Raw genomic sequence first — 26,284 nt, 5'->3', positions numbered from 1 at the left:
TATTATAAGATGTTTGCAATAGCTGAACCAATGCAGTGGGGAGAGGAAAAATGAAAAACGCAATCGAGAGTATACAGCAGGAAATATTTGAGGTGTTTCATCATCTTCATCGACATCCAGAAATTAGTTGGGAAGAGGTAAAAACAACGGAATTTTTGCGGCAGCAGCTACTGCAAGAAGGATATCGCGTTCAGACGTTTTCCGATTGCACGGGAGTGGTCGGAGAAATAGGAACCGGTTCATTGACAGTAGCCTTGCGAGCAGATATGGACGCGCTTTGGCAAGAAATTGGCGGAGTGTGGCAGGCGAATCATGCTTGCGGGCATGACGCTCATATGACGATGGTGCTTGGAGTGGCGAAGCTGTTTAACCGCATCGGCTATCGTCCTCCAGGAAAATTGAAGCTTCTTTTTCAGCCGGCGGAGGAAAAGGGGAAAGGAGCTTTGAAAATGCTGGAGAAAGGAGTAGTCGATGAGGTTGAGTTTTTATACGGCGTTCACTTGCGCCCCATTCAAGAGCTGAAAAGCGGCTATGCTTCTCCAGCCATTTTGCATGGAGCTGCGCAAATGATTGAAGGAGAGATTAGAGGAGTCGCTGCCCATGCCGCAAGACCTCATTTAGGTGTCAATGTGATCGAAGTAGGAAGCACGCTCGTGCAAGAGCTAAGCCATATTCACATGGACCCGCAAGTACCCGCGTCAATAAAAATGACGCGCTTTCATGCCGGAGAAAAAAGCGCCAATGTCATTCCTGATTACGCAGCATTTACCCTTGATTTACGGGCGCAGACGAATGAGGCGATGGAGCGGCTGCTCGAACGGCTTCACCATGTGGCAAATGGAATCTCCCTTATCTATGGAGCGGATATTCACTTGGATCAAGGGGTTCGCATTGTGGCTGCCCAAGTTCATCAAGAAGCGCAATCGATCATGGAACGCGCCATTATCCAAACGATCGGAAGGGAGAAATGCGCTCCTCCTGTGGTGACATCTGGTGGAGAGGACTTCCATTTTTATTCCGTGCTGAAGCCAACATTGAAAACAACCATGCTCGGTCTTGGCTGCGATCTGACGCCAGGTCTGCATCATCCAGCGATGACGTTTCGCCGCGAAGATTTGCTAATTGGCATCGAGATATTAGCAAGAGCGATTATCGAAACATTCCAACAAGCAACACAGGGGGAGAAAGACGTTGAACATTTCGTTAAGAAAAATTAGCACGATTGAAGAGCTGAAAAAAATGGCGCAGCTGGAGCAGCATGTTTGGAAAGCAACCCCTACCCCGCTTCACCAAACATTGACCGTAGCTAAAAACGGCGGCATTATTATTGGAGCGTATGTGGAAGAGAAACTCGTCGGATTTGTGTATAGCTTTCCTGGATATCAAGGAGAAGAAATCTATTTATGCTCACATATGCTGGGCATTGATGAATCATTTCGCAATCATGGAATCGGCTATATGCTCAAGATGAAGCAGGCCGAAGAAGCGAAAAGGTTTGGATACCGGACGATTCGGTGGACTTATGATCCGCTTGAGAGCCGCAACGGCTATTTAAATATTGCTAAGCTTGGCGCTGTCTGTTCCGATTATATTGAAAACTGCTATGGAGAAATGGACGATGCTCTCAACCGCAATCTTCCGTCTGATCGTTTTTGGGTTGAGTGGAAAATTTTAAGTTCACATTTAACCGAGAGGCATCATATGTTTTCGCAAATCCGCGGTTCTGAAGGAGCGGAAGCGCTTCATTGGCGCGAGAGAAAGGACGGGATGCCGGAAGCTGTTTTTCCAGTGGACATTCGGGAACGCCTTGAGCAGCCATCCTTGCTTTTTGTTCCTATTCCGCTTTATTTCCAGAGGCTGAAGGAGAAAGATGATGAATTGGCTTTGGATTGGCGCTATAAAACACGAGAGGTATTTGTTCCATTATTTCATCAAGGCTGGGCAGTGGCGCATATTTTGCGTCGTGAAGGCGAGCCTGTTCAGTATTACGTATTAGTTAAGCGCCAAAAGCTAGCTTTAGATGAGAGGAGAAGCGACGAATGAAAATCAAACAAGTTATTTTACGGCATATGGAAATGGAATTGAAATCACCGTTTGTTACAAGTTTCGGTGCTTTTACAAAGAAGGAGTTTATTTTAGTGGAAGCGATTGATGAAGATGGCGTATCGGGATGGGGAGAGTCAGTGGCATTTCATTCTCCATGGTATAATGAAGAAACGGTGAAAACGAATTGGCATATGCTGGAGGATTTTTTGTTGCCTCTTGTGCTGCAAAAGCCGATGGAACATCCGAATGAGTTGCGCCAGCGCTTTGCGGCGATTCGAAAAAATCATATGGCGAAGTCAGCGATTGAAGGAGCAGTATGGGATCTTTATGCAAGAAAAAGCGAACTCTCATTAAGTGAAGCGCTTGGGGGAAAAAAGAAGGAAATTGAAGTAGGCATCAGCATTGGGATTCAAAAAAGCGTGGATGATTTGTTGCGCATCATTGAGCGCTATTCTGGCGAAGGATATCGGCGCATCAAAATGAAAATTAAACCGGGCTGGGATGTTGAGGTCGTCCGTGAAGTTCGCCGCCGTTTTCCTGATTTGCCGCTTATGGCTGATGCGAATTCAGCTTATTCATTAGAGGATGCTGAACGTTTGCAGGCGCTTGACGAGTTTCAGCTGATGATGATTGAGCAGCCGCTCGCCGCTGATGACATTGTCGATCACGCTACGCTGCAAGCCAAATTGCATACACCCATTTGCCTTGATGAAAGCATTCATTCGTGGGAGGATGCAAAAAAAGCGATTCAGCTTGGAAGCTGCAAAATCATTAATATTAAAATTGGCCGTGTAGGCGGGTTGACAGAAGCGAAGCTTATTCATGATCTATGTCAACAGCATGGCATTCCCGTTTGGTGCGGAGGAATGCTTGAATCGGGAGTGGGCAGAGCCCACAACATAGCGCTGACAACACTTGAAAACTTTGTGATGCCTGGCGATACAGCGGCCTCTTCTTATTATTGGGAAAGGGACATTATTGACCCGGAGGTGACCGTACATAACGGGGTGATTCATGTGCCTCAAGGGGCAGGAATCGGGTATGAAGTGAATCGCCAGCAAGTGGACCGTTACACGGTATTTAAAAAAATATATGACGCTTAATTGATTCCAGGAGCCGGTCCTTATCAGGGACCGGCTTTTTATCGAAATTTAAAACATTGAATTTATCGCTAACTGGAAGGAAGCCGTTCTATCGTTTCGACACCTCAAAGCGTGACCAAACAGCTGCTTCAGCGAGAAAGCGAAAATGTTGATATGCATTTCTCGATGGATAGGTTAAACAAAGAGAGCGGATTTTTCTTTATTCATGCACACCATTTTTTCAGAAATGCATAACATATATAAAGTTTTTTGACCATGAAGGAGGAACTCAGATGTACAAGCAACGAAAGAAAAAATGGCTGTTGCTTGTTTCCTTTTTCTTTCTCTTTTTGCCTATACTTTTGCTAGGCGAAACAAATGCTTTATTTACAGACGAGGCGACTTCTCCTAACAATCATTTAACGACCGCCACTTTAGACGTTTCTGTTTCCCCTGCCCCTATTTTTAACGTTTCCAATCTTGTTCCCGGAGATGTCGTTGTGCGGACTGTTACCGTGCAAAACGATGGAACCGTGCCTTTTTCATACACTATTCAAGCAAGCTCCAATAACTCATTGCTTTGGACTGATCAAACCAACGGCTTGCAGCTGTCCATTGTTGATGGAACAACAACCTACTTTAATGGAGCCATTTCTGATTTAAATGTTCACCAGGGCCCCAATCTCTTACTTCCCCCAGGAGAGAAGGACGATCTGCAATTTACGATTTCATTTCCTGTGACAGCGGACAATACGTTTCAAAATCTGGCCGAAACGATTGTATTTACCATTCAAGCCATTCAATTACCGGGGACGTCGCGATAAAGGAGAAAGACAGCATGCGCATTTGTATGAAATGGTTCGTTATTTTTTCGGTGTGCTTTTGTTTATTCATTTGTTTGTTTTATATGAATGGTTGGAAGGGAAATGTCGTTCTAACGAATAGCATGGCGCCTACCATTCCAGAAGGCTCTCTTGTCATTACGAAACCGTTGAGCAAAGCAGAATCGCTTTCTGAAAAAATTGTGCTATTTTATCATCCGGCATTATCCGCTTATGTTCTGCATCGCGTCAAGCGACAGCAAGTATCTGAACAAGGAAAAGAGATTCTGATCCAGACAAAGGGAGATGCGAATCGAATCGAGGATCCTTTAAAAGTTCAAAGAAGCGATATGAAAGGAGTTTATGTATGGCATATTCCTAAGCTCGGAATGTGGCTATATATGATAAAAAAATACGGCGGGATCATAGTTGCTTTACTTTTGCTCGTTCTTTTATGTAAACGAGCGATATTGTCTATTTTTTTAATGTTTGCTCTTTTGCTTTTGCCGTTGGAGGCGAAGGCGGTGTGGACAGAGGCAAATTCAGCTCAAGGACAGCTCGCAACAGGCAACGGTTTCTTTTTTTATTATTTATTAAATAGCACAGACACAAGACAGCCCACGGACCATCATCAGTATGTATCCACCGGACAAAATGCCACGTTGTCACTGGATGTGGGAAGCCTTTCCGGGATTACAAATTTCCATACCACCATTTTGCATTCTTTTACGATTATGAATAAAACAAAAAGCCAAGCGGATGTTTCGCTCGCCATTGAAAATGTATCACAGCCATTTTTATCGCTTGTTGGCGCGAATTATATTGTCAGTGTTCCCAAGCAGCTCACCATTCAGCCAAATGAGACAGCTTCCATTCCACTGCAGATCACCTTTTTGCCGCTTTTGACGATATCAGGGACGTATCAAGGCATGGTGACGATCACGGATGATATCAATGGCTATCATTTTCAAATCCCGCTTACTTTACGGGTTCGCTTATTATAAGAACAGGCTGAGCTCGCGGAACATGTCCCGAGTTCAGCCTGTTTCACTGTTTGATCAGGTTAGCTCTTTCATCCCTGTATTCGCTTTCACGAGAATTTCATCAAATTTCTTTTCATCTGCTTTTTTCGATGATAAAAGCGTTCCAACAAAAGCGGCGATAAATCCTAACGGAATGGAGACGATTCCTGGATTCGCAAGTTTAAAGAGCGGTTCGCCGACAAGAATAGCAGCTCCTGGCTCCGGTGACCAAACGTTCGGACTAACGATGACAAGCAGAAGTGAACTAATGAGTCCAACGAGCATACCCGTTATGGCGCCTGTTGTATTAAAGCGTTTCCAAAAAATCGTGAGCAAAATAATGGGCAAATTAGCGCTGGCAGCGACAGCAAAAGCTAATGAAACGAGAAACGCTACATTCATCTTTTGGGCAAATAACGCTAAAAGAATAGAAAGAATGGAGACCCCGATCGATGCCCAGCGGGCTGCCACCATTTGTTCTTTTTCCGTTGCTTGTGCATGCCGGATGATATGGCTGTAAAAATCGTGCGCAAATGCGGAGGCGGCTGATAGTACAAGTCCAGCGACAACGGCCAAAATGGTAGCAAAAGCAACGGCTGAAACGAAAGCGAATAAGAAATCTCCGCCAAGCGCTTCTGCTAACAAAGGAGCGGCCATGTTTCCTGCTGCGTTTGCGGCCACGATTTTGTCATAGCCGACAAATGCGGCTGCTCCAAATCCTAAGAAAATGGTCATCACATAAAATAAACCGATGATCCATGTCGCGTACACAACTGATTTTCGAGCGGTTGGTGCATCTTTTACTGTAAAGAAGCGAATTAAGATGTGTGGAAGTCCGGCTGTACCTAAGACGAGAGCTAAATTTAGAGAGAGTGTATCAAGCGGGTCTTTAAATTTGTTTCCAGGATTTAAAAATGCTTCACCAAGTGGAGTGGCTGTTTTCACTTCATTGAACATTTTCACAACGCTAAAATCGAACTTGGCGAATACGATAATGGAAATGATAAACGTTCCAGCCATAAGGAGTACAGCTTTGACAATTTGCACCCAGCTTGTGGCTGTCATTCCTCCGAATACCACATAGACGGTCATGAGCACACCAACAATGAGAACGGAATATACATAATCAATTCCCAATAAAAGCTTAATGAGCGCGCCTGCCCCGACAAGCTGGGCAATCATATAAAAGATGGAAATGGTAATCGTATTGAGAGCCGCTACTCCGCGGACTTTTTTTTCGTCAAATCGGGCGGCAATCATATCAGCCATCGTATATTTCCCCAAGTTGCGAAGAGGTTCGGCTACAATATAAAGAACGACAAGATACGCTACGAGAAAGCCAATGCTGTAAAAAAATCCATCAAATCCGGTCAGCGCAATCATTCCGGCAATTCCTAAAAATGAGGCGGCCGACATGTAATCTCCGGCGATCGCCCAGCCGTTTTGCCAGCCGGTAAGGGTGCTGTCCGCCGTGTAAAAATCGCTTGTTGTTTTTGTCCGTTTGGAAGCAAAATAGGTAATGACAAGAGTTAAGGCGACAATAATCAGGAAAAGGGAAAATGCTAAGCCGTTCATGATTTGTGGCTCCTTTCTTTGACTTCATTTTTGATTTTTTCTACCATTTCGTCAAATTTGGCTGCCCGCTTGGAATAGAGCGTGCATAGAGCCCACGTCATAATAAATTGGGCAAAAGCAAAGAGCCAAGCCCAGCTGATGGAACCGATGGCGGGTGTATTGAGCGCTTTAGAGTATGATGTTAAAACCGGCAGAGCAAAGTAAAAGATCATAAAGAATAAAGAAAACGGCAAAATAAACCTTTTTTTGGCATGCATAAGCTGCCGAAATGAAGCAGATTGGACAATTTGACTGTAATCTGTAAACGTGTGGTCTTGCTGTGAAGCGGTTTTTTGCATTTCCATGTTTTGCCCCTCCTCATAATCTTTTTAGATGAGAAAAATGTATAAACTTCCCTCCCTTCCCATATGTGTTCACATTTTTTTTCACAAATTTATTATATATTTATCAGAAAAGTTTGTAAATTGGGAATTGAAAAATTTTCATTATTTTGGAAGATTATTTATTAGAAAAATGACGAACACTATTGAACAATAACAATAACACCTCAAAAGAATGTTTAGTAACAATAATAAGTTGGAAAATTCTAAATTTTTTGTCTCGATTCCAAAAATAATCTCACTCTTTTTTCATTTTTCAACTTTACAAAAAATATTGAATAGTATACAATGTTTGACGTGTACTTCTGCAAAATTCTACAGAAAACGACAAGGGGAGACAAACAATGAGTTTATTCAGAAAGAAATCGATTGATGTCCTTCTGAAAGAAGCAGGAGGGAAAGGGGCGTCCTTAAAAAAATCTTTAAGCGCCTTCGATTTAACGATGCTTGGAGTCGGAGCCATCATCGGTACAGGGATTTTCGTATTGACTGGGGTTGCAGCTGCTGAACACGCGGGTCCTGCACTTGTCATTTCCTTTATTCTTTCGGGTCTTGCTTGCGTATTTGCAGCTCTTTGTTATGCAGAGTTCGCCTCAACTGTTCCTGTATCGGGAAGTGCGTACACTTACAGTTATGCGGCCTTTGGTGAGTTGATTGCTTGGATTTTAGGTTGGGATCTCATTTTGGAATATGGGGTCGCTTCTTCAGCAGTAGCAGCTGGTTGGTCAGGGTATTTCCAAGGATTGCTTGCCGGTTTTGGAATTGAACTTCCGAAAGCGCTAACAAGCGCATACGATCCAGCAAAAGGAACCTTTATTGATTTGCCAGCGATTTTGATTGTTCTTTTAATTGTATTATTGCTCACACGCGGTGTGAAAGAGTCTGCTCGCTTTAATGCTGTTATGGTTATCATTAAAGTTGCCGTTGTTCTTTTATTCCTTGCTGTGGGTGCATGGTATGTTAAGCCAGATAACTGGACTCCATTTATGCCATATGGATTTTCAGGCGTAGCGACGGGTGCGGCAACTGTATTCTTTGCTTACATCGGTTTTGATGCGGTTTCAACAGCGGCGGAGGAAGTAAGAAATCCGCAGCGCGATATGCCGATCGGAATTATTGCTTCATTGCTAATATGTACGGCTTTATACATCGTTGTGTCACTCGTATTAACAGGTATTGTTCCTTATGACCAATTGAACGTGAAAAACCCAGTTGCCTTTGCGTTAAATTACATTCATCAAGATTGGGTAGCCGGCTTCATCTCACTTGGAGCGATTACTGGTATTACTACGGTATTGCTCGTTATGATGTATGGACAAACACGTTTGTTCTATGCGATTAGCCGTGACGGTTTGTTACCAAAAGTATTTTCACGTGTTAGCCAACAAAAACAAGTACCATATGTGAATACATGGTTGACAGGATTAATCGTTGCTTTCTTTGCAGGAGTAGTACCTTTAAATAAATTAGCAGAGCTAACAAACATCGGAACGCTTTTTGCTTTCATTACCGTGTCAATCGGAGTGCTCGTATTGCGTAGAACACAGCCTGATTTAAAACGTGCGTTTAAAACTCCATTAGTTCCTTGGGTTCCGTTGCTGGCTGTTGCTTTCTGCGGATATTTAGTGCTTCAGCTTCCAGCCACTACATGGATTGGTTTTGGATCGTGGTTAATCATCGGTCTTGTTATTTATTTTGCATATGGCCGCAGACATAGCACATTGAACGGACCAGCTGAGGCAAATGAAAAAGTAAGCTAATGTTATGATGTTGGAAAGACCTTTGCTAAAAAACGCAAAGGTCTTTTTTTGAGCAAAGGTGCATTCCTTTTCTGTTTTTTGCTATAATGGACATACTATGAATGAAGCGGGGTGAAAACAGATGCTTAGTGAAGAGCTTTTGCAAGGGTTAAATGAGCAGATGAACTTTGAGTTCTTTTCTGCACATGCTTACATGGCGATGGCAGCATACTGTTCGTCAGAAAGCTTGGATGGATTTGCTCACTTCTTTCTTGTTCAAGCCGAGGAAGAGCGGTTCCATGCCATGAAATTTTACAACTTTATTAATGCGTTAGGTTTACGTGCAACGATAACAGGATTCGATTCGCCAAATAATGAGTTTGCCTCTGTGTTGGATTGCTTTGAAAAGGCGCTTGCTCATGAAAAAGAAGTGACGAAACGAATTTACCGCTTGTCGGATATCGCGTGGGATGAACGGGAGCATGCGACCATTAACTTTTTAAAATGGTTTATTGATGAGCAAGTGGAAGAAGAATCGATGTTTGATACGATGATTCAAAAACTTGTTCGCATTCAAAACGACGACAATGCCATGTTTATGCTCGATAGTGAGTTAGCGAAGCGGACATTTACCCCAGAACAACAGTAAATCAAAAGAGGCGATAGACAAAGTCAAAATGGCCTTTGTCTATCGCCATTTTAAGCACCTATTTTTTGATTTTTTCATTTCAAAATGAAAACGTTTGGTTGTCAAGGACTGCAGCCAAGCGAAGATACGAATCGGAGCGAAAGCCGTTCGTGGGCGGACGGGCGAGGTCGGTGACGGGAAGTGTGTCTGAACAGACTGAGAGGCTATTCAAAAGGAATAGCCTCTTCATTTATAATCAGCCATTTTTATTCAGTTGGTTGGAAAGATCCAGCAAGTTGGCTTTGAGCCTGTGCTATTAAACGTTTTGTAATTTCTCCGCCGACAGAACCGTTTGCGCGAGATGCTGTGTCTGAGCCAAGCTGTACGCCAAATTCCTGAGCGATTTCATATTTTATCTGATCAAGTGCTTGTTCAATTCCAGGTACGAGTAGTTTGTTGCTGTTTCGAGCCATCTTTTTCTCCTCCTAATGTGATAAATGGTCTTGCAATGTTAGTATGTGGCGTGAGAAATAATTTATAATGGCAATTACAGAGGCAGCGGCAATTTTTTGGCAATGAGCCATTGTTCAATGACTCGGTTGATGCTTTGTATGTTCGTTTGAGCATTACGCCAATGGTGATACAAAGATGATGAGTCAAGGAGAGGAAGAAAAATTCAGATATTTTGTTTGCTTCGTTTATTTTTTTATTGCAATCCGTTAGAAGTTAAGATAAAATGCAATCAGAAAGCAATCCGAAACGTTTTGGAGGAAGAATGGTGACGACGATTAAAGATATTGCCAAAGCGGCCGGGGTTTCGATTACGACTGTCTCAAGAGCCCTGAACGGCTACTCTGACGTAAATGAAAAGACACGACAAAAAATTATTGAAATTGCTAAACAGCTCAACTACAGTCCGAATACGCTTGCCCGGGGTCTCGTGATGAATAAATCCAAAACGATTGGTTTGCTCGTTTCAGGATTGACGCGCGAAAGCGCAAAGGACAACTTTACATTTGAAATTTTATCAGGTGTCAATCAATACGTAAGCGAAGTAGATTATGATATGGTTTTATTCAGCACGACATCGACGAAGCAGCGCGAAAAAACGTATACGCAGCTTTGCCGCGAGCGGCGTGTAGACGGAGCGATTTTGCAAGGAATCCGCATTGATGATCCGTATTTGCAGGAAGTCGTAGAGAGCGACATTCCTTGCGTGCTTATTGATATTCCGATCGAATCGGAGACGGTTGGATATGTGACAACCGATAATGTTCTTGGGGCAAAAAAAGCCGTTCGCCATTTGCTTGCGCTCGGTCATCGCGACATTGCGATGATTAATGGCTATGAATACGCATTTGTTAGCGAACAAAGGCTGAGAGGATTTTGTGAAGCGTTGCTGGAAGCAGAAGTGCCTTTTCGCGAGCAGCTAGTGGCGGATGGAGCCTTCAAGGAAGAAAAAGCGGAGCAGGAAGCGTTGCGGCTATTGACTGGCTATCCGGAAATTACAGCGTTTTTTTGTGCAAGTGACTTAATGGCGCTGGGAGCCATGAAGGCGATTAAAAAACTTGGAAAGCGCATTCCTGAAGATGTAGCGGTAGTAGGATATGATGATATTATTTTGGCGTCCTATACGACCCCGCCGTTATCGACGGTGGCTCAAAATCAATTTGCGATGGGATATGAAGCAGCTAAGCTGTTGATTGAGATGCTGGAGGGAAAAGCAACCTCCCATATTAAAGTGTTAGAGACAGAATTAAAAGTACGCGAATCGACTTTTAAAAACCACGAGTAGGAGTGGTTTTTAAAAGGTGAAAATTGAAAACGTTTTGGAATAGGTTGCTTTTTTTTAGTTGATGATCCGAAACGTTTTGGAAACGAAAATCAAAACGTTTCGGATTTGGCGTATGGATCTCCAAAACGCTTTCAAGCAAGAGGAGGCATCAGTGAATGGAATATCGAGTGATTAAAGAGAATGAGCTATTTCTGTTAACGGATCAAAAAGGGAATATCCCAGAAAATCATCCGTACGGTCTAGGATTGTACATAAAAGATACGCGTTTTTTGAGCAAATGGGATTTGCGAATCAATGGCGAAGAGCCTGTGCTGCTTTCGTCCGATGCAGCGGAAAACTATGCAGCGACGATTCTGCTCACAAATCCGCATATGGAGAAAGGTGGAGAATTGATTTTATGGCGCGAGTCGATCGAAATAGAAAGGAAACGATTTATTTATGAAAATGTTCTTTATGAAGTCGTGAAATTAAAAAATTACTATCCAAAGCCAGTGACCTTCGATTTGAACATCCAGGTTGATGTTGATTTTGCTGACATGTTTCTAGTGCGCGGATTCCAAACAGGAAAAGTGGGGACACGTACAGGCCAAACAGTCGGAGAACGCTCGCTTATGTTCCACTATGAGGGGGAAGACGAGCTTACACGAACCACCAAAATTAGTTGGGATCGTCAAGAAAAGGCCGCTTTTGAGCATGGAGACATCGCATTTCGTTTTTCTCTCCAGCCTGCGGCTGAAGAAACCGTAACATTTATTGTGCAGCCGCAAATCGGTCAAGAAGCGGCCAACGAGGTCCTTCATCCAGATGAGGCGCTGCGGCGCTTAAAGTGGTCTTATCAACAATGGCAGGAAAAAATTACAGAAATAGAGACCGATTACGAACCGCTGCAACGTCTTGTTCATCGTGGTATTAACGATGTGCGGGTGTTGTTGACCGATTTAGGATACGGACCGTTTCCGGTGGCAGGATTGCCTTGGTTCGGGGTTCCTTTTGGACGCGATAGTTTAATTGCGGCGCTACAGTTGCTTGCTTTTAATCCGGAAATTGCCAAAGGCACTCTTTTGACTATGGCTCGTTATCAAGGAACAAAGCTTGATCCATGGCGTGATGAACAACCGGGAAAAATTATGCATGAGATTCGGTTTGGCGAGTTGGCCAACACCCATCAAATTCCGTTTACGCCGTATTATGGAACGATTGATGCCACCCCGTTATTTCTTGTGTTATTAACAGAATATGTGAAATGGACGGGAGATTTGGCCATTGTTGACCAATTAAAAGAAAATGTTGATGCTGCCCTCGCTTGGATCGATCAATACGGCGATCGCGATGGCGACTTGTTTGTTGAATATCATCAAGAATCAAGCAAAGGAATTGCCAACCAGGGATGGAAAGACTCCGGTGACTCTATTGTGCATCGCAACGGCGAATACGCAAAATCTCCTATTGCTCTCGCAGAAGTACAAGGATATGTTTATCAAGCGAAAAAAGGGCTTGCTGATATTTTTGAAAAATTGAATGAGGGAGAACGTGCCGAAAAACTTCGCCAACAGGCGAAGGCATTAAAAGACCAATTTGACGAGCAGTTTTGGATGGAGGATGTCGAGTTTTATGCTATTGCGTTAGATGAGCAGAAACGGCAGGTTGGCACCATTACTTCGAATCCGGGACACGTTTTGTTTGCCGATATGCTTAATCAAGATCGGGCAGACGCCGTCGTCCGCATGCTCCTGTCTCCGAAAATGTTTTCTGGTTACGGAATTCGCACAATGGGGAAAGGAGAAACGGGATATAATCCGATGAGCTACCATGATGGAAGCATCTGGCCTCATGATAACAGTATCATTTTACTCGGATTGAGCAAATTGGGGCGGCGAGACGCAGCAACATTGATTATGAGCGGGCTGATTGAGGCGGCTGAACATTTTGAATATGATCGTTTGCCGGAATTGTTTTGCGGTTATGACAAGTCATTTGGCAAGCCTGTGAAATACCCCGTGGCTTGTTCGCCGCAAGCTTGGGCGGCAGGAACTCCGCTTGTCTTTATTCAAGCATTGCTTGGCTTGTTTCCAAATAGCTTAACAAAAGAAATTCGACTATCACCAACTTTGCTGGATTCGATGAATTTTTTAAAAATAAGCAATATGGCGATTGGCGATGGACAACTGTCCTTAACGGTTGTGCGGGAGCAAGGAAAAATGAACGTTCACGTTCATGAAAATACAACCGGCTACGATCTTGTTTTTGTTTCTACATAAGGAAGAGTCTTCTCTTCCTTGTATATATGATCATTTTATTTAAGAAAGGGGTTTTTAAACATGAAGGGGAAAAAATTAGCCACCATTGCGATGACTTCATTATTAGTTGGAAGCGCTTTATCAGGATGCAGCAGCGGCAATGAAAAGGCCGGAAGCGGCAAAGAAAGCACAAACAACAATGGGAAAGTGGAAGTAACGCTTGCTGGATGGGGAGGAAATCCGACAGAGCAAAAGCTGCTTCAGCAGACGCTAGATGAATTTGAAAAAACCCATCCAAATATTAAGGTGAAATATGAAGTGATTTCAGATCAATATATGGATGTGATTAAAACACGTCTTGTGGGTGGAGAAGGGCCGGATGTTTTTTATCTTGATGCTTTTGAAGCCCCTGCTTTAATTGAAACGGGAGTGCTAGAGCCACTTAATTCTTATGTAACCAATGATTTTGATATAAACGATTTTGAAAAGCCGTTGCTTGATGCGTTCAAAGGAAAGGATGGAAAAATTTATGGGTTTCCAAAAGGATATTCAACACTCGCCTTATTTTATAACAAAAAAATGCTAGATGAAGCTGGTGTGGAAGTACCACAAACATGGGATGAATTAAGGGAAGCTGCGAAAAAATTAACAAAGGGGAAGGACGTATATGGATTTGGAGTGATGCCGGAATTAGCTCGCCTTTACTACCTCGCAGAATCAAAAGGCGGAAAGGTAGTCACTGATAATAAAGCAAGCTTTGCCGATTCAAAAGTAGTGGAAGCGCTTCAACCAATTGTGGATATGCATCTTAAAGACCGGTCGACAGCAGAGCCTAAAGAAGTGGGAGCGAGTTCAGGCAGTGAAATGTTTGGACAAGGAAAAGCAGCAATGGTGATTGAAGGAAACTGGGCTATCCCATTTTTAGATGAAACCTTCCCGAACTTAGAGTACGGAACAGCTGAAGTGCCAACATTGGATGGAAAGAAAGCGACGATGGCATATACAGTAGCCTATGTTATGAACAAAGACGCGAAGAATAAAGAAGCAGCATGGGAATTACTTTCCTTTTTAACCGGAAAAGAAGGAATGAAAATATGGACAAGTAAAGGATTAGAGCTTCCATCACGCAAATCTGTCGCTGCTGAGCTTGGATTTGACAAAGATCCATTGCGCGCGCCAATAGTGGCAGGAGCTTCTTATGCAACCGTATGGCAAAACGGGACGAACCTGCCAATTATTATGAACAACTTTAATAACCAATTTGTCAGTGCATTTTTAGGCGACCGCTCTTTGAAAGAGGCTTTAAAAGAAGCTCAAGAAACCGCTAATAAAGAAATTAAAGGAAACGAATAAAGGAGGTAGCTGATAGAAGAGCTTTCTTCTATCAGCTACCTGCGTTATATAAGATCGTGATAAAAAGAATAGCGTTTAGGGGAAAAGTCAACGGAATTTCCTTCATTTAAGGAGAGGAATGAATATGAGAAAAAAAGCGTGGCGAGAAGCGGGCGCCGCCTATGCCCTGCTTTCACCAACACTGTTTGTACTGCTGTTATTTATTATCGGCCCGATTTTGTTTATCGTTTTTCTCTCATTCCATAAAGTGCAGTTGCTTGGTGCCACTTCCTTTGAATTTGTCGGGATTGACAACTTTAAAAGAATGGGTGGGGATTTGCGTGCGAAAATTGCCCTATGGAATACCATTAAGTACGTCATCATTGTAGTGCCTTGTCAAACCGTGCTTGCTCTTATATTAGCAGCTACGTTAAACGCAGGGTTAAAAGGACAAAAGTGGTTTCGCATTATTTATTTTTTGCCGACACTAACTTCTTCGGCGGTCTTAACGCTCATTTTTATGTGGATGTATAATCAAAACGGCTTAATTAATCATGTGTTGGCAGCGATCGGGCTTCCAACCTACAATTGGCTTGGAGATCCGAAAGTGGCACTGAGCGCCATTATGGCGATGAATATTTGGTCGACCGCTCCGTATTTTATGGTCATTTATTTGGCAGCGCTGCAAGATATTCCTGATTCGCTTTATGAAGCAGCTGAGTTGGATGGAGCTAACGCTTTGCAAAAATTTTGGTATGTAACGGTGCCCTATTTGCGTCCGGTGACCTCGTTTGTCGTTATTATGGGACTTATTGGCACGTTTCAATTGTTCGATCAATCCTATATTTTTTCAGCGGGTTCAGGAGGTCCAGATAATTCGACACTCACCATTGTGCTTCTCATTTATCAATATGCGTTTAAAACATTAGGGACGATGGGATATGCTGCAGCGCTCGCCTTTATTTTAGCGCTCATTATTTTGATGGCGACATGGTTGCAGCGAAAATTTTCAAAAGAGGAGTCTCTTTACTAAAGGAGATGGGTGCGATGAAGAAAAAAATCGGGATAGCCAAAGGATTGTTATACATTATTCTTGTGCTTTATGCTGTAGCGACGATGCTTCCGTTTTTATGGGCGCTTTCTTCTTCGTTTAAAACACTTGAGGAAATTGTAAGTGGAACGGTTTCTTTTATTCCTAAACAGTTTACGCTTGAGAATTACCGGAAAATTTTTGTTGAACAGGAAATGTTTCCGCGATGGCTGCTTAACAGCGTGATTGTTGCGGCAGCCGTTACCGTTTTGAATTTGTTGTTTAATTCAATGGCGGGCTATGCGCTCGCGCGGTTGCGATTTCCGGGCAAAAAGCCTCTTTTTGTGATTATTTTAGCCGTATTAATGATTCCTGCACAGGTGACGCTGATTCCCAATTACCTTATCTTAAAGTGGTTTGGATGGCTCAACTCGTATCAAGGGATGATCGTACCGACGATGATGAATGCTACCTTTATTTTTATGATGCGCCAGTTTTTTATTAATTTCCCAAAGGAATTGGAAGAAGCGGCGGCATTGGACGGCCTTAGCCGGATTGGAACCTTTTTTCGGATCGTGCTTCCGTTAGCGAGGCCCGCTTTAGCGGCACAAGCCATTTTTGTGTTTATGGGGTCATGGAATGATTTTATGCGTCCGCTTATTATTCTTTCTGATCCAGCAATGTTTACCTTGCCGCTTGGCTTAAACAGCTTTAAAGGACAGTATATTAGCTATTGGAATTATATTATGTCAGCATCCATGGTGTTCACCTTGCCCGTGCTTCTCATTTATATCTTTTTTAATCGTTATTTCATCAAAGGAATATCATTTACAGGTGGAAAATAGCGCACACCATTGATTTTCCATTATTTTACTTAAAAAACAGAATGATATCGCTAAACTTCAACAGAAAAGCGAGGAATATTGGATAATTAACCCGCCTGAGCGCATAGATTGAAATGCTGATCTTAAGAAAGAAGAAATGTCATCGATGACGTGTATAGAAAGCTTCACAGATGTTCCATTCTATACATGTATCGAAAAATCTTCTTTAATAAGATCAGCTTTTTTGTTTTGAAAAAATTTACAGAATGTCATGATAATTGAAGGAGATGCTAAACGTGTATGAATCCATTTAGCGCGTAAAGGGGGAATAAAGGACGTACGAATGATGAAAGCTTTGAGAAAATCAACTTCTTCCTTTACTATAGCTTCACCATAGATGCCGTTTAGCATTGGTATGTATCTGTTGTTTTTCCGGCTATTGAATGATGAACTAACGAATCGCTGTACAGATCTATGAGTAGGGGCAGCCTTGTTTGGCTTTTTGTCATGCCTAGAACGGGGAAGGATCAACAGGATCGCCTTAGGGGCATCTATATCCATCATTAAGCTGGTACATTTCCTAAAAGGCAGGCTATAGAAAGAAATGCTTCTCATTGTTATTGTCCGCTGTTTTTATAACAGAACTACGAGGTTTTGCCACACAATAAGGCCATTCACCATGAGAAAAGAAGTGGATAATCTTTGCTCCATCATGCTGAAAAGAGGTGGAGAGGATGACGGGAGTGCCTAAGTTTATATACAGCATTTCCAATCATCGAACTCGAACGAATAAAAATGCAAAAAACGCGTTCATATGAGCTAATCATTTATATATTAATGTAAGGTAGGAATGTTATATGGAATGGATAGAGCAGTTGTCTCAACAAGATAAAAATGTGAAAAGAGAAGGAGAAGAGTCAAAAGGAAAAAAACTGGCTATTATATCCTTGTCATCGATTCCCTTAGTCATGACATTAGGGAATTCGATGTTAATTCCTGTTTTGCCGACTATGGAGCGAGAATTGGCGATTTCATCCTTTCAATCAAGCATGATTATTACCGTGTACTCCATCGTGGCTATTATTTTAATACCGATTGCTGGATATTTAAGCGATCGTATTGGACGGAAGAAAGTCATCATTCCAAGTTTAATTTTAGCGGCGATTGGTGGCCTTGTTTCCGGGTGGGCCGCCTGGAAAATGGATCATTCGTATATGTTTATTTTAATCGGTCGAATGCTTCAAGGTGCAGGGGCAGCTGGAGCAGCTCCGATCGTTTTGCCCCTTGTTGGCGATCTGTATAAAAATGAAAGCGAAATGAGCAGCTGTTTAGGGACGATTGAGACAGCGAATACATTTGGGAAAGTATTGAGCCCGATATTAGGTGCTTTTCTTGCTGGGTTTAGTTGGTTTTTCCCTTTTTTTTCATTTCCGATTTTTTGTGCGATTTCTATTGCGCTTATGCTATTTTTTATTAAAACTCCGCGCAAGTCTCAAGAACCTATGCCGTTCAAACAATTTTTACATGAGATGAAAGGAATTTTTCAGAGGGAAGGGCGTTGGCTTTATGCCATTTTTATGATCGGCGGAATTTTAATGTTTGCTTTATTTGGCGTCTTATTCTTTTTATCGAGTATGCTTGAGAGCCGTCATCATATGGACGGGGTAAAAAAAGGATTTGCGCTTGCTTTGCCGCTTGGGGCGCTTTGCATCGCTTCATTTCTTACCGGAAAGAAAATTGAAAAGAACAAACTATTGATGAAGTGGCTTACCTTTGCTGGGGTATCGCTCCTAGCCATCGCTACATTTTTATTAAGTTTTTTTGAAAATATTTGGCTTCAATTAACCATTTTCTTTTTAAGCGGCATTGGGATTGGTGTTGCCTTACCTTGTCTAGATGCGCTCATTACCGAAGGAATTGAGAAAAAAGAACGAGGAACCATCACTTCGATTTATAGCTCGATGCGCTTTATCGGCGTGGCTTCAGGCCCGCCAGTCGTTGCCCTATTAATGAAGAAATCAACGGATATGATGTTTTACGTATTAGCTGGTTTATGCGTGCTGGCCAGTGTGGTGATTGTGGCAGGAATAAAACCATCAAAGAAAGGAGAAAACGCATGATGCAAGCGGTTACTTATCAAGGCATTAAAAACGTACAAGTGAAAAATGTACCTGATCCGTCTATTGTCAAGGATGATGATATGATCGTACGAATTACAAGCACGGCTATTTGCGGCTCTGATCTGCATCTTATCCATGGAATGATTCCGAATATGCCGCATGATTTTGTCATCGGTCATGAACCGATGGGCATTGTAGAGGAAGTCGGTCCAGGAGTAACGAAGGTAAAAAAAGGGGATCGAGTCATTGTGCCATTTACGATTGCCTGCGGCCAATGCTGGTATTGCCGTCATGGATTAGAAAGCCAATGCGATACATCGAATCAACATGGAGATGCTGGCGCTTATTTTGGCTATTCTGAAACGTTCGGCGGTTACGCAGGGGGACAAGCGGAATATTTGCGCGTTCCATTCGCTAATTTTACCTCTTTTGTTGTCCCGCAAGATTGTGAACTTGAGGATGAAAAGCTGTTATTTTTATCCGATATTATTCCTACAGCCTTTTGGGGTGTTGATGAAGCCGGAGTAAAGGACGGGGATACGGTAGTTGTTCTCGGCTGCGGCCCTGTCGGACTGTTGACGCAAAAATTTGCTTGGCTAAAAGGAGCCAAACGAGTGATTGCGGTTGATTACATCGGCTATCGCTTGGAGCATGCACGAAATGTGAATCGGGTGGAGACCATTAATTTTACTGAATATGAAAATGTGGGAGAATATATAAGAGAAATCACAGGCGGCGGAGCGGATATCGTGATTGACTGTGTCGGTTTAGATGGCAAAAAGACGGTGCTTGAGATGGTTGAATCTGCATTAAAGCTGCAAGGGGGAGCGATGGGAGCTATTGTCATTGCTACACAAGCGGTTCGCAAAGGCGGCACCATTCAGCTAGTAGGGGTCTATGGCTCGCGCTATAACCAGTTTCCGCTTGGGGATTTATTTGCCCGCAATGTTACTTTAAAGATGGGACAAGCACCTGTGATTCACTATCTTCCGACTTTATATCAGTGGATTGTGGAAGAAAAATTCGACCCTACCGACATTATTACCCACCGTTTGCCTTTAAAGGATGCGGCGCACGCGTATGAAATTTTTGATGAAAAGAAGGATGGCTGCATTAAAGTTGTACTCAAACCATGATGACTAAAATAAAAAAGGATCTCCAAGCAATAGAGGAGATCCTTTTTACATGATCCACCGACAAGTCTCCGACCTCTTAACGGAGTGGAGGTGGGTGTTGGCAAGCACTTTCTTGGTTCGCATTCGGCTTCGTTCCTTGCCTCATGAGGGAAAATGGCAATGAATTCACGATCTTTAAAATGAGAGTAGACAAAGTCTATTTTAACTTTGTCTACCACTTAGAAAGATCTCCAATCAATGATAAGGAGCTCCTGCTTAATTAAAGAAAAGGTCAATCTTGTCCATAGCTTGTGTCAATGCTTGGATGCATGAACGGAACGGATTGCGGCCGCTTTTTTGCTTCCAGTAGCTCGCGGTTTTCGGGTGTATTCCAACCGATATCATTGGTTGGATGCACCCATTCCTCTCCGGACATGACGCTTGGATCCACTTCATCGCTCCATTGATTCAACGGAGAATGAGGGGAATTGTATTTGCTGTCGCCGATAATGACTCCATATTGATTCACAAATGGCGGTTTCATTTGAATGCCTGTTCCTTTAAAAGAAGGGGCATGAATTTGATGAGGAAGCGTTTCATCTAAAATGGGTGATTCTAATTTGCTGTCTTTGTCCATATTTTTCACCTCTATTATAGTTTGAACCCGTCGCAAAATATTATGAATAAAACAAACAGCTTTTACGAAAAGTAAAGAAAAAAAGGGGATGTGTCATGAACAATACTGCCTTTCCTGTAGCCCATTTGCGGGACGATTCATTGAAGAAATTACAGCAGCTTGAAAAATCGCTGCGGGAGGAAACAGGAGAAGAGATTGTCCTTATTGCATACAAGCATAAGAAAAAATAATGGAGGCCTAAGGATGAAACGAAAAGTCAAGGAAAATGCAGCCAAAAACAATAACAAAACCCCAACGGAAAGCTTGCCCGAATCGGAAGCTATTGCGCAATACGCAAGCGATGAACCGATGATTCGCGGGGCTAACCGCAATTCGAAAAAAGGAATGCAAGGCGAATGAACAAGAAAAACCAAGAACATAGCCGTATGGACAATCGCAATCAAGAGGAGTTTGCCTTTGAAACAGGAGATTTCAATGCACAGCAAATACTGGCGCTAATGGAAGAAATGAGGAAGTCAAAAAAGAAAAAGTAGGGAAAGTTCCCTACTTTTTTAATGTCGATGAAAATAATGACAATGGAGCGGAGAAAATCATCGTTTGCAGCTTAATTGGATCAAAATAAGCAATCATCACGGTCGGAGTGTAATGGATTTCTTTTGTTTCCAAGTAATGTCCAATATCGATTGAAACCAATTCCATAATCGTATGCTTAAATAAATCTTTTTCGTCTAAATGGAGAGACATAAAAGCTTCTCCTAAAATGGACGGCTGTTCAAGAAGAGAGCGATAAAGAGCAGCGCGCCGTTCTTTGTCTGTTTTTTCCTCCCACCAAGGCTTCCGCGGCTTATGCTTCTGGTTGCGCAAATAATCATACTTCATCAATGCTTCAACCACCGAAAGATCTTCACAGGCTTTTTCCTGCAAAAATTGATGAAGACGACGGAATAAATCTTCGAGCTGATGGCCGATGCGTCCCCAGCCTTGTTCATCCCAATAGGTCCCAAACTCTTGAAAGAAATCAAAAGGTGTAGAAAACGTATGGGTGACTAAGTATTCGATTGTTTCATCCATCCGATGGGCATTCCAATATTTTTCTAATACATCTTCTACTTGCTTGATGCGGATGATTTCAGCAAATGACAAAACATGATTTTGTAATACTTCATATGGTGCGTGATCCATAAATACATATCCGTATTCAGCAGCGCGCAGACGCAATCCGGTGCCGCGCAGCATTTTTAAAAATCCTAACTGCAGCTCTTCTGGACGAAGCGCGAACACATCATTAAATGTATTTCGGAAGGAGGTGTAATCTTCCTCAGGCAATCCAGCGATTAAATCGAGATGTTGGGCAATTTTTCCTCCCTCTTTTACCATCGTTACTGTGCGAGTGAGCTTGGCGAAATTTTGTTTTCTCATCACGAGCTTATTTACTTCGTCATTGGTTGACTGAACGCCGATTTCAAATCGAAAAAGACCCGGCGGCGCATGTTGATTTAAAAACTCAATGACTTCTGGGCGCATAATGTCAGCTGTAATTTCAAATTGAAACACGGTTCCGGGAACATGCTCCTCAATAAGAAATTGAAACATGTCCATCGCATAGCTGCGGCTTATATTAAAGGTCCGATCGACAAATTTAATCGTGCGCGCCCCATGCTTCATTAAATAGCGAATATCTTCTTTCACTTTTTCCTTGTCAAAATAGCGAACACCTACTTCAATGGACGATAAACAAAACTGACAGCTGAATGGACAGCCTCTGCTTGTCTCAATATAAGTAATGCGCTTGGATAAATGCGGAATGTCCTCCGGAAAACGGAAAGGAGAAGGCATTTCCGCTAAACGGATTTTGTTTCGTTGAGGATTGATGACGATTCGTCCTTCTTGACGAAAGGCGAGTCCGTGTACCTGATTAAAATCGCGCTCTCCATTCATTTGCGCCAGAAATTGTTTAAACGTTTCTTCCCCTTCCCCGATGACGATAAAATCAAATTCGGGAACGGTTTCGAGCCACTCGCGGACATCATACGATACTTCAGGTCCGCCGACGACAATCGTAATGGTAGGATCAATTTTTTTCAGCATTTTCACGACTTTAATGGTTTCTTCAATATTCCAAATATAACAGCTAAAACCGATAATATCCGGTTTTTTTCGATAAAGATCTGTCACAATATTCATCGCCGGATCTTTAATGGTATATTCCGCAAGCTGGATGGTAAAATCTGGTTCAACATATGCTTTTAAGTAGCGAATCGCTAAATTTGTATGGATATACTTAGCATTTAATGTCGCACAGATGATATTCATAGGCAAAAACTCCTTTATTCACAACATTCTAAGCAATGCTTACAGCTTAGCCTATCGCGACTGTTCATTAATCAATAAGAATTTCAATAGATCAGCGTTTAAGTCTCAAAACAACACTCTAATATACCACAGTTTTGTCAAAAGATAAATGAAAAAAACAAAAGCAGTATATATTGGTGATAAAAGAAAAAAGCAAATATCAGCGCAACTTGACAGTTAAAAACAAAATATCCCTTTTATTGAATATTAATAGGAATTTTTTCGAAAACAATGGAAGGAGTACCCTTTTTTATAGCGAATATAATTGAATATTATGCCGTTATGGGAGAAGGAGAGGTGCTAATGGTGAATAACAGCCTTTCTCATCGGGAAGAAGAAGATTTAATGATTAACGTCAGGTCGTTAGAAGAAGAAAATAGACGCCTGAGAGAACAGCTATGCGGGTATTCCATTATTTTTGAAAGATCACTAGATGCGATCGTGATTTTTAATAAAAACGGTGAGTTTGTAGAGGTGAATGAGGCAGCGTGTCAGCTGTTTGAAATGGACAAGGGAGAACTGGTGGGGAAATCGTTTACCTTGTTTCTTGATTTGGTTCCCCCAGACATTTTAGCATTTCAGCAATCCATGTTACATAAGTTTGGCTCCTTTAGCGATGAATTGCTGATTAAGCTAGCGAACGGGAAGATCAAGCACATTGAATTTTCGATGAAAAAAGATGCATTCAACCACTTTGATTTAGCCATTATGCGTGATATTTCGGCGCGAAAAGCGCTGGAACGAGAACGAATCATCAACGAGTTTTTATTTAAGGATGTATTTAATCGCGCAGTAGACAGCATTATCATTTTCGATGAATTCGGGCGGTTTATTGATGTAAACCCCGCTTTTTGCATGAGCTTAAATTTAGAAAAAGCCAAGCTGCTGAATTTGTCCTTCCAGCAATTCGTTGCACCAGAATGCAAAGACGATTTTGTTCAGCTTTTAGTTGAACTAAAAGAAAAAGGAACGGCGAAGGGAGAACTGTCGTTTATCCGGTTTGACGGAACGGTCAAAATGTTTGAATTAACCATGACATCAAATGTATATAGCGGATTTTATATGGCAATTATGCGCGATGTCACGGAAAAGAAAAATATGGAGATTAAGCTCCAAAAAAGCGAAGAGCGATTCCGTGCGATGTTTGAACAAGCGCATGAGGCGATTTTAATTTGGAACGACTATGGACACATTGTCAATGCCAATCCTGCTGCAAGCCGAACGTTCGAACTGCCGCTCAATTTGCTCATAAGAAGAAATTTGCTTGATTTTATTGACTATCGCGACGAAAAGGCACACCATGTGTTTGAGCTTTTCCGAAAAACGGGCGAAATTCGCGATGAACTAACCTTTCATATGCCGAATGGAGAGGATAAGCAGCTTGAGTTTACGATGAAGCAGGGAGTTATTGACGGCTTCCATTTGGCTATTTTCCGCAACGTCACCGAAAGACGCAAAATGGAAAAAGAACTGCAGGAGAGCGAACAAAAATTTCGCAGCATTTTTGATCACTCGATGAATGGCATTCTGCTTTGGGGAGAGGGGTATCGTATTTTGGATGCGAACCCAATCGCTTGCGAAATTTTTCAAGCAACAAAGCAGCAATTAATTCATGAGCCGTTTGTCCACTGGGTCCCGGAAAAAGAGCAGAAGGTGTTTTATAAATTGATTAAGCAGTGCGAGCAATTTGGCAAAGCTTATGCGGAAATGACGCTGTTAACAAATAAGGGAGAGCAACGAACAGTTGAAATTTCATTAAAAAGGGAAATTATTCCTAATGTTGGTATGATGATGCTGCGGGATGTGACTGAGAGAAAAGAACTGGAGTGGCAGCTTCGTAAATCAGATACGCTTAATGTGGTGGGTGAGCTGGCAGCAGGAATTGCTCATGAGATTCGTAATCCGATGACAGCATTAAAAGGATTTATTCAGTTGTTGCAAGGCAGCATTAGCGAAGATTACTCCATGTACTTTGATGTGATTATGTCTGAGTTAAAGAGAATTGAGTCCATTATTACCGAGTTTCTTGTGCTCGCAAAACCGCAGGCCATTCAATACCAGCAAAATGATGTTTGCAAAATTATGAAAGATACAATTGATTTAATTAGCGCTCAGGCGATGATGCATAATGTGCAAATTATCCCTGACTTTGCCGAAGATTTGCCGTATATTTACTGCGAACCGAATCAGCTTAAGCAAGTATTTATCAATATCTTAAAAAATGCCATTGAAGTGATGCCAAAAGGCGGAGAAATACAGGTGCGCATTCAAAGAGTGGATCGCCAATCGATTCGCGTTTCCGTCAAGGATCAAGGATGCGGTATTCCTCAGGACAAAATAAAAAAGCTGGGTGAACCGTTTTATACGACTAAAGAACGTGGAACTGGACTCGGGCTGATGGTTAGCTATAAAATTATTGAGGAGCATCAAGGAAAAATTGATGTGGAAAGCGAAGTGGGGATAGGAACGACTTTCCATATTACGTTGCCGATTGAAAGAACAGAAAAAGAGGGAGATCATGAAGCTAGAATACAATGTTTATAGCTCCAAAGAGCTAGGAGATTTGTATATTGTCTCAGACGGGGAAGCCATTGTGAAAATCGAGCTATTTGCTGACGACTGGGAAGAATTGAGCAGCAACCACGAAATGGTGAAAAGCGATTCTGAGTTGCTGCAAACGGCACTTGAACAAATGGATGAATATTTCCGAGGAAAGCGGAAAAGATTTCAGCTTCCATTGAAATGGAAGGGTACACCGTTTCAAGAAAAGGTATGGCAAGCGCTTTGCGAGATTCCATATGGCGAAACGGTAAGCTATAGCGAGATTGCTGAGAAAATTGGAAATCCGAAAGCGGTAAGGGCGGTCGGCCAGGCGAACCGTTCTAATGAGCTTGCCATTGTAGTTCCGTGTCACCGCGTCATTGGCAAGAATCGCTCATTAACCGGCTATGCGGGAAGTCGAACAGATATAAAAGAAAAGCTGTTAAACTTAGAGCAAAGCTATGCTAGAGAATAAAAAAACTAGAAGCAAAAATCGCTTCTAGTTTTTTTATTCATGATGGAGAGTGACAATCATATTTAATGTTCCTTTTTCTACAATATTGACAGGAACAACAATCGCTTTTTGAAACCCTTTTACATTCGCTTCTCCTACAAGCAAAGTGGGAGGAGTGATGTCCATCATCATTTGCTGGCTCGATGCGTGTGTCGCCAATTGGCCAGCGATCATGTTTCCTAACTCGCATGTAAATGATTCGAGCATTTCTCCCTCTAGCATCATTCCATACATAAGTTGACTGATTTGCGCAAAAAGATCATTCGTTCCTGCGATGACTAACTGCCCATGAATTTGTCCAGTCATTCCAATCAGCACGGATAAAGATGAGCGGATTGAACTAGCATGGTATAAAGCCGGTTTTTCAATCTCAATCCCCGCTGGAATTACCGTTTTGATCGAATGAATGGCACTGTTTAATAAGTGAGTAAGAGTTGTTGCTGTCGTCATCCGCTTGTTCCCCCGTTCATAAGACAAATGCGCTAGTAATTTTA

General features: G+C 42.3%; 25 protein-coding genes. 19 read left to right on the top strand and 6 right to left on the bottom strand.

Annotation, left to right across the window (positions count from 1 at the left end; genetic code table 11):
• Positions 1-50 precede the first annotated feature (50 nt).
• The 5 genes from GGQ95_RS03440 to GGQ95_RS03420 all read left to right on the top strand — a co-directional run bounded on the left by GGQ95_RS03440 (position 51) and on the right by GGQ95_RS03420 (position 4,953).
• Complete coding sequence (locus GGQ95_RS03440; RefSeq protein ID WP_066146890.1) at positions 51-1,217, top strand: M20 peptidase aminoacylase family protein; 1,167 nt, start codon at positions 51-53, stop codon at positions 1,215-1,217.
• Complete coding sequence (locus tag GGQ95_RS03435) at positions 1,192-2,043, top strand: GNAT family N-acetyltransferase (RefSeq protein WP_066146892.1); 852 nt, start codon at positions 1,192-1,194, stop codon at positions 2,041-2,043. Before GGQ95_RS03440 ends, GGQ95_RS03435 begins: the two co-directional genes overlap by 26 nt.
• Positions 2,040-3,149: an o-succinylbenzoate synthase gene (gene menC, locus GGQ95_RS03430; RefSeq protein WP_066146894.1), complete on the top strand. Its 1,110-nt coding sequence runs from the start codon at positions 2,040-2,042 to the stop codon at positions 3,147-3,149. The genes GGQ95_RS03435 and menC overlap by 4 nt, the downstream gene beginning before the upstream one ends.
• A 272-nt stretch (positions 3,150-3,421) precedes the next feature.
• Entirely contained in the window at positions 3,422-3,952 is a 531-nt protein-coding gene (locus tag GGQ95_RS03425; RefSeq protein ID WP_066146896.1) for a TasA family protein, read from the top strand.
• A gap of 14 nt (positions 3,953-3,966) precedes the next feature.
• Complete coding sequence (locus GGQ95_RS03420) at positions 3,967-4,953, top strand: signal peptidase I (protein ID WP_183186325.1); 987 nt, start codon at positions 3,967-3,969, stop codon at positions 4,951-4,953.
• Between the two features lie 54 nt (positions 4,954-5,007).
• Here GGQ95_RS03420 and GGQ95_RS03415 read toward each other — a convergent pair whose 3' ends face one another.
• Both GGQ95_RS03415 and GGQ95_RS03410 read right to left on the bottom strand, forming a co-directional pair.
• Positions 5,008-6,546, bottom strand: coding sequence for a solute symporter family protein (locus tag GGQ95_RS03415; RefSeq protein WP_066146900.1), 1,539 nt, complete (start codon positions 6,544-6,546; stop codon positions 5,008-5,010).
• Entirely contained in the window at positions 6,543-6,884 is a 342-nt protein-coding gene (locus GGQ95_RS03410; RefSeq protein WP_369815499.1) for a DUF485 domain-containing protein, read from the bottom strand. Before GGQ95_RS03410 ends, GGQ95_RS03415 begins: the two co-directional genes overlap by 4 nt.
• 386 nt (positions 6,885-7,270) lie before the next feature.
• On the opposite strand from GGQ95_RS03410, the gene bcaP reads away from it, so the two are divergent.
• Together bcaP and GGQ95_RS03400 are read left to right on the top strand one after the other, a co-directional pair.
• A complete protein-coding gene (gene bcaP / locus GGQ95_RS03405; protein ID WP_159719531.1) occupies positions 7,271-8,686 on the top strand; it encodes a branched-chain amino acid transporter BcaP in 1,416 nt (471 codons plus the stop codon).
• A gap of 121 nt (positions 8,687-8,807) precedes the next feature.
• On the top strand, positions 8,808-9,314 hold the full coding sequence (locus GGQ95_RS03400; protein WP_044746739.1) for a ferritin: 507 nt from the start codon (positions 8,808-8,810) through the stop codon (positions 9,312-9,314).
• A 245-nt stretch (positions 9,315-9,559) separates the two neighbouring features.
• Here the strand turns inward: GGQ95_RS03400 and GGQ95_RS03395 are convergent, their stop codons facing one another.
• Positions 9,560-9,766: an alpha/beta-type small acid-soluble spore protein gene (locus GGQ95_RS03395; protein WP_080862831.1), complete on the bottom strand. Its 207-nt coding sequence runs from the start codon at positions 9,764-9,766 to the stop codon at positions 9,560-9,562.
• 305 nt (positions 9,767-10,071) lie between these two features.
• Between GGQ95_RS03395 and GGQ95_RS03390 the strand changes: the two genes are divergently transcribed.
• From GGQ95_RS03390 to GGQ95_RS03360, 7 genes are all read left to right on the top strand, one after another.
• Positions 10,072-11,088, top strand: coding sequence for a LacI family DNA-binding transcriptional regulator (locus GGQ95_RS03390; protein WP_066147676.1), 1,017 nt, complete (start codon positions 10,072-10,074; stop codon positions 11,086-11,088).
• 155 nt (positions 11,089-11,243) lie between these two features.
• The gene (locus tag GGQ95_RS03385; protein ID WP_183186324.1) at positions 11,244-13,346 is read left to right on the top strand and encodes an amylo-alpha-1,6-glucosidase; all 2,103 of its coding nucleotides are present in this window, start codon (positions 11,244-11,246) and stop codon (positions 13,344-13,346) included.
• 60 nt (positions 13,347-13,406) lie between these two features.
• Entirely contained in the window at positions 13,407-14,678 is a 1,272-nt protein-coding gene (locus GGQ95_RS03380) for an ABC transporter substrate-binding protein (RefSeq protein ID WP_183186323.1), read from the top strand.
• Between the two features lie 124 nt (positions 14,679-14,802).
• Positions 14,803-15,690, top strand: a complete 888-nt coding sequence (locus GGQ95_RS03375; protein WP_231734591.1) for a carbohydrate ABC transporter permease — start codon at positions 14,803-14,805, stop codon at positions 15,688-15,690.
• Between the two features lie 14 nt (positions 15,691-15,704).
• A complete protein-coding gene (locus tag GGQ95_RS03370; protein WP_183186322.1) occupies positions 15,705-16,532 on the top strand; it encodes a carbohydrate ABC transporter permease in 828 nt (275 codons plus the stop codon).
• A gap of 836 nt (positions 16,533-17,368) precedes the next feature.
• Positions 17,369-18,631, top strand: a complete 1,263-nt coding sequence (bcbE, locus tag GGQ95_RS03365) for a bacillibactin exporter BcbE (RefSeq protein WP_044746732.1) — start codon at positions 17,369-17,371, stop codon at positions 18,629-18,631.
• Complete coding sequence (locus GGQ95_RS03360; protein WP_044746782.1) at positions 18,631-19,767, top strand: zinc-dependent alcohol dehydrogenase; 1,137 nt, start codon at positions 18,631-18,633, stop codon at positions 19,765-19,767. Before bcbE ends, GGQ95_RS03360 begins: the two co-directional genes overlap by 1 nt.
• 271 nt (positions 19,768-20,038) lie before the next feature.
• On the opposite strand, the gene GGQ95_RS03355 is transcribed toward GGQ95_RS03360, so the two are convergent.
• Positions 20,039-20,383 carry a DUF3905 domain-containing protein gene (locus tag GGQ95_RS03355; RefSeq protein ID WP_044746731.1) on the bottom strand — a complete coding sequence of 115 codons (345 nt, stop codon included), beginning with the start codon at positions 20,381-20,383 and terminating at the stop codon, positions 20,039-20,041.
• Between the two features lie 95 nt (positions 20,384-20,478).
• Here GGQ95_RS03355 and GGQ95_RS18555 point away from each other — a divergent pair, with 95 nt between their 5' ends.
• Genes GGQ95_RS18555 through ykzE form a run of 3 tightly spaced genes read left to right on the top strand, consistent with a single transcriptional unit; the run spans position 20,479 to position 20,916 of the window.
• Entirely contained in the window at positions 20,479-20,613 is a 135-nt protein-coding gene (locus GGQ95_RS18555; RefSeq protein ID WP_255357493.1) for a hypothetical protein, read from the top strand.
• A gap of 13 nt (positions 20,614-20,626) precedes the next feature.
• Complete coding sequence (gene ykzP, locus GGQ95_RS03350) at positions 20,627-20,782, top strand: protein YkzP (RefSeq protein WP_183186321.1); 156 nt, start codon at positions 20,627-20,629, stop codon at positions 20,780-20,782.
• On the top strand, positions 20,779-20,916 hold the full coding sequence (gene ykzE, locus GGQ95_RS03345; RefSeq protein WP_183186320.1) for a protein YkzE: 138 nt from the start codon (positions 20,779-20,781) through the stop codon (positions 20,914-20,916). The genes ykzP and ykzE overlap by 4 nt, the downstream gene beginning before the upstream one ends.
• 10 nt (positions 20,917-20,926) lie before the next feature.
• Here the strand turns inward: ykzE and GGQ95_RS03340 are convergent, their stop codons facing one another.
• Entirely contained in the window at positions 20,927-22,696 is a 1,770-nt protein-coding gene (locus GGQ95_RS03340; RefSeq protein ID WP_183186319.1) for a B12-binding domain-containing radical SAM protein, read from the bottom strand.
• Positions 22,697-23,041: 345 nt separating this feature from the next.
• On the opposite strand from GGQ95_RS03340, the gene GGQ95_RS03335 reads away from it, so the two are divergent.
• Together GGQ95_RS03335 and GGQ95_RS03330 are read left to right on the top strand one after the other, a co-directional pair.
• On the top strand, positions 23,042-25,279 hold the full coding sequence (locus GGQ95_RS03335; RefSeq protein WP_159720791.1) for a PAS domain-containing sensor histidine kinase: 2,238 nt from the start codon (positions 23,042-23,044) through the stop codon (positions 25,277-25,279).
• Complete coding sequence (locus GGQ95_RS03330; protein WP_044746728.1) at positions 25,254-25,751, top strand: methylated-DNA--[protein]-cysteine S-methyltransferase; 498 nt, start codon at positions 25,254-25,256, stop codon at positions 25,749-25,751. Before GGQ95_RS03335 ends, GGQ95_RS03330 begins: the two co-directional genes overlap by 26 nt.
• Before the next feature lie 33 nt (positions 25,752-25,784).
• Here the strand turns inward: GGQ95_RS03330 and GGQ95_RS03325 are convergent, their stop codons facing one another.
• A complete protein-coding gene (locus GGQ95_RS03325) occupies positions 25,785-26,240 on the bottom strand; it encodes a chemotaxis protein CheX (RefSeq protein ID WP_066146924.1) in 456 nt (151 codons plus the stop codon).
• Positions 26,241-26,284 lie beyond the last annotated feature (44 nt).

The sequence above is a fragment of the Anoxybacteroides rupiense genome (assembly GCF_014196195.1).
In the GTDB taxonomy this organism is placed as follows: domain Bacteria; phylum Bacillota; class Bacilli; order Bacillales; family Anoxybacillaceae; genus Anoxybacteroides; species Anoxybacteroides rupiense.
The sequence above is the reverse complement of the archived record's forward strand: the minus strand, read 5'-3'. Positions and strand labels throughout refer to the sequence as shown.

Coding starts and splice junctions, on each gene's coding strand:
- GGQ95_RS03360 (WP_044746782.1), top strand. CDS start 18,631: ATGCAAGCGGTTACTTATCAAGGCATTAAAAACGTACAAGTGAAAAAT.
- GGQ95_RS03325 (WP_066146924.1), bottom strand. CDS start 26,240: ATGACGACAGCAACAACTCTTACTCACTTATTAAACAGTGCCATTCAT.
- GGQ95_RS03380 (WP_183186323.1), top strand. CDS start 13,407: ATGAAGGGGAAAAAATTAGCCACCATTGCGATGACTTCATTATTAGTT.
- ykzP (WP_183186321.1), top strand. CDS start 20,627: ATGAAACGAAAAGTCAAGGAAAATGCAGCCAAAAACAATAACAAAACC.
- GGQ95_RS03440 (WP_066146890.1), top strand. CDS start 51: ATGAAAAACGCAATCGAGAGTATACAGCAGGAAATATTTGAGGTGTTT.
- GGQ95_RS03340 (WP_183186319.1), bottom strand. CDS start 22,696: ATGAATATCATCTGTGCGACATTAAATGCTAAGTATATCCATACAAAT.
- ykzE (WP_183186320.1), top strand. CDS start 20,779: ATGAACAAGAAAAACCAAGAACATAGCCGTATGGACAATCGCAATCAA.
- GGQ95_RS03425 (WP_066146896.1), top strand. CDS start 3,422: ATGTACAAGCAACGAAAGAAAAAATGGCTGTTGCTTGTTTCCTTTTTC.
- GGQ95_RS03355 (WP_044746731.1), bottom strand. CDS start 20,383: ATGGACAAAGACAGCAAATTAGAATCACCCATTTTAGATGAAACGCTT.
- bcaP (WP_159719531.1), top strand. CDS start 7,271: ATGAGTTTATTCAGAAAGAAATCGATTGATGTCCTTCTGAAAGAAGCA.
- GGQ95_RS03375 (WP_231734591.1), top strand. CDS start 14,803: ATGAGAAAAAAAGCGTGGCGAGAAGCGGGCGCCGCCTATGCCCTGCTT.
- GGQ95_RS03400 (WP_044746739.1), top strand. CDS start 8,808: ATGCTTAGTGAAGAGCTTTTGCAAGGGTTAAATGAGCAGATGAACTTT.
- GGQ95_RS03420 (WP_183186325.1), top strand. CDS start 3,967: ATGCGCATTTGTATGAAATGGTTCGTTATTTTTTCGGTGTGCTTTTGT.
- GGQ95_RS03395 (WP_080862831.1), bottom strand. CDS start 9,766: ATGGCTCGAAACAGCAACAAACTACTCGTACCTGGAATTGAACAAGCA.
- bcbE (WP_044746732.1), top strand. CDS start 17,369: ATGGAATGGATAGAGCAGTTGTCTCAACAAGATAAAAATGTGAAAAGA.
- GGQ95_RS03415 (WP_066146900.1), bottom strand. CDS start 6,546: ATGAACGGCTTAGCATTTTCCCTTTTCCTGATTATTGTCGCCTTAACT.
- GGQ95_RS03370 (WP_183186322.1), top strand. CDS start 15,705: ATGAAGAAAAAAATCGGGATAGCCAAAGGATTGTTATACATTATTCTT.
- menC (WP_066146894.1), top strand. CDS start 2,040: ATGAAAATCAAACAAGTTATTTTACGGCATATGGAAATGGAATTGAAA.
- GGQ95_RS03330 (WP_044746728.1), top strand. CDS start 25,254: ATGAAGCTAGAATACAATGTTTATAGCTCCAAAGAGCTAGGAGATTTG.
- GGQ95_RS03410 (WP_369815499.1), bottom strand. CDS start 6,884: ATGCAAAAAACCGCTTCACAGCAAGACCACACGTTTACAGATTACAGT.
- GGQ95_RS03385 (WP_183186324.1), top strand. CDS start 11,244: ATGGAATATCGAGTGATTAAAGAGAATGAGCTATTTCTGTTAACGGAT.
- GGQ95_RS18555 (WP_255357493.1), top strand. CDS start 20,479: ATGAACAATACTGCCTTTCCTGTAGCCCATTTGCGGGACGATTCATTG.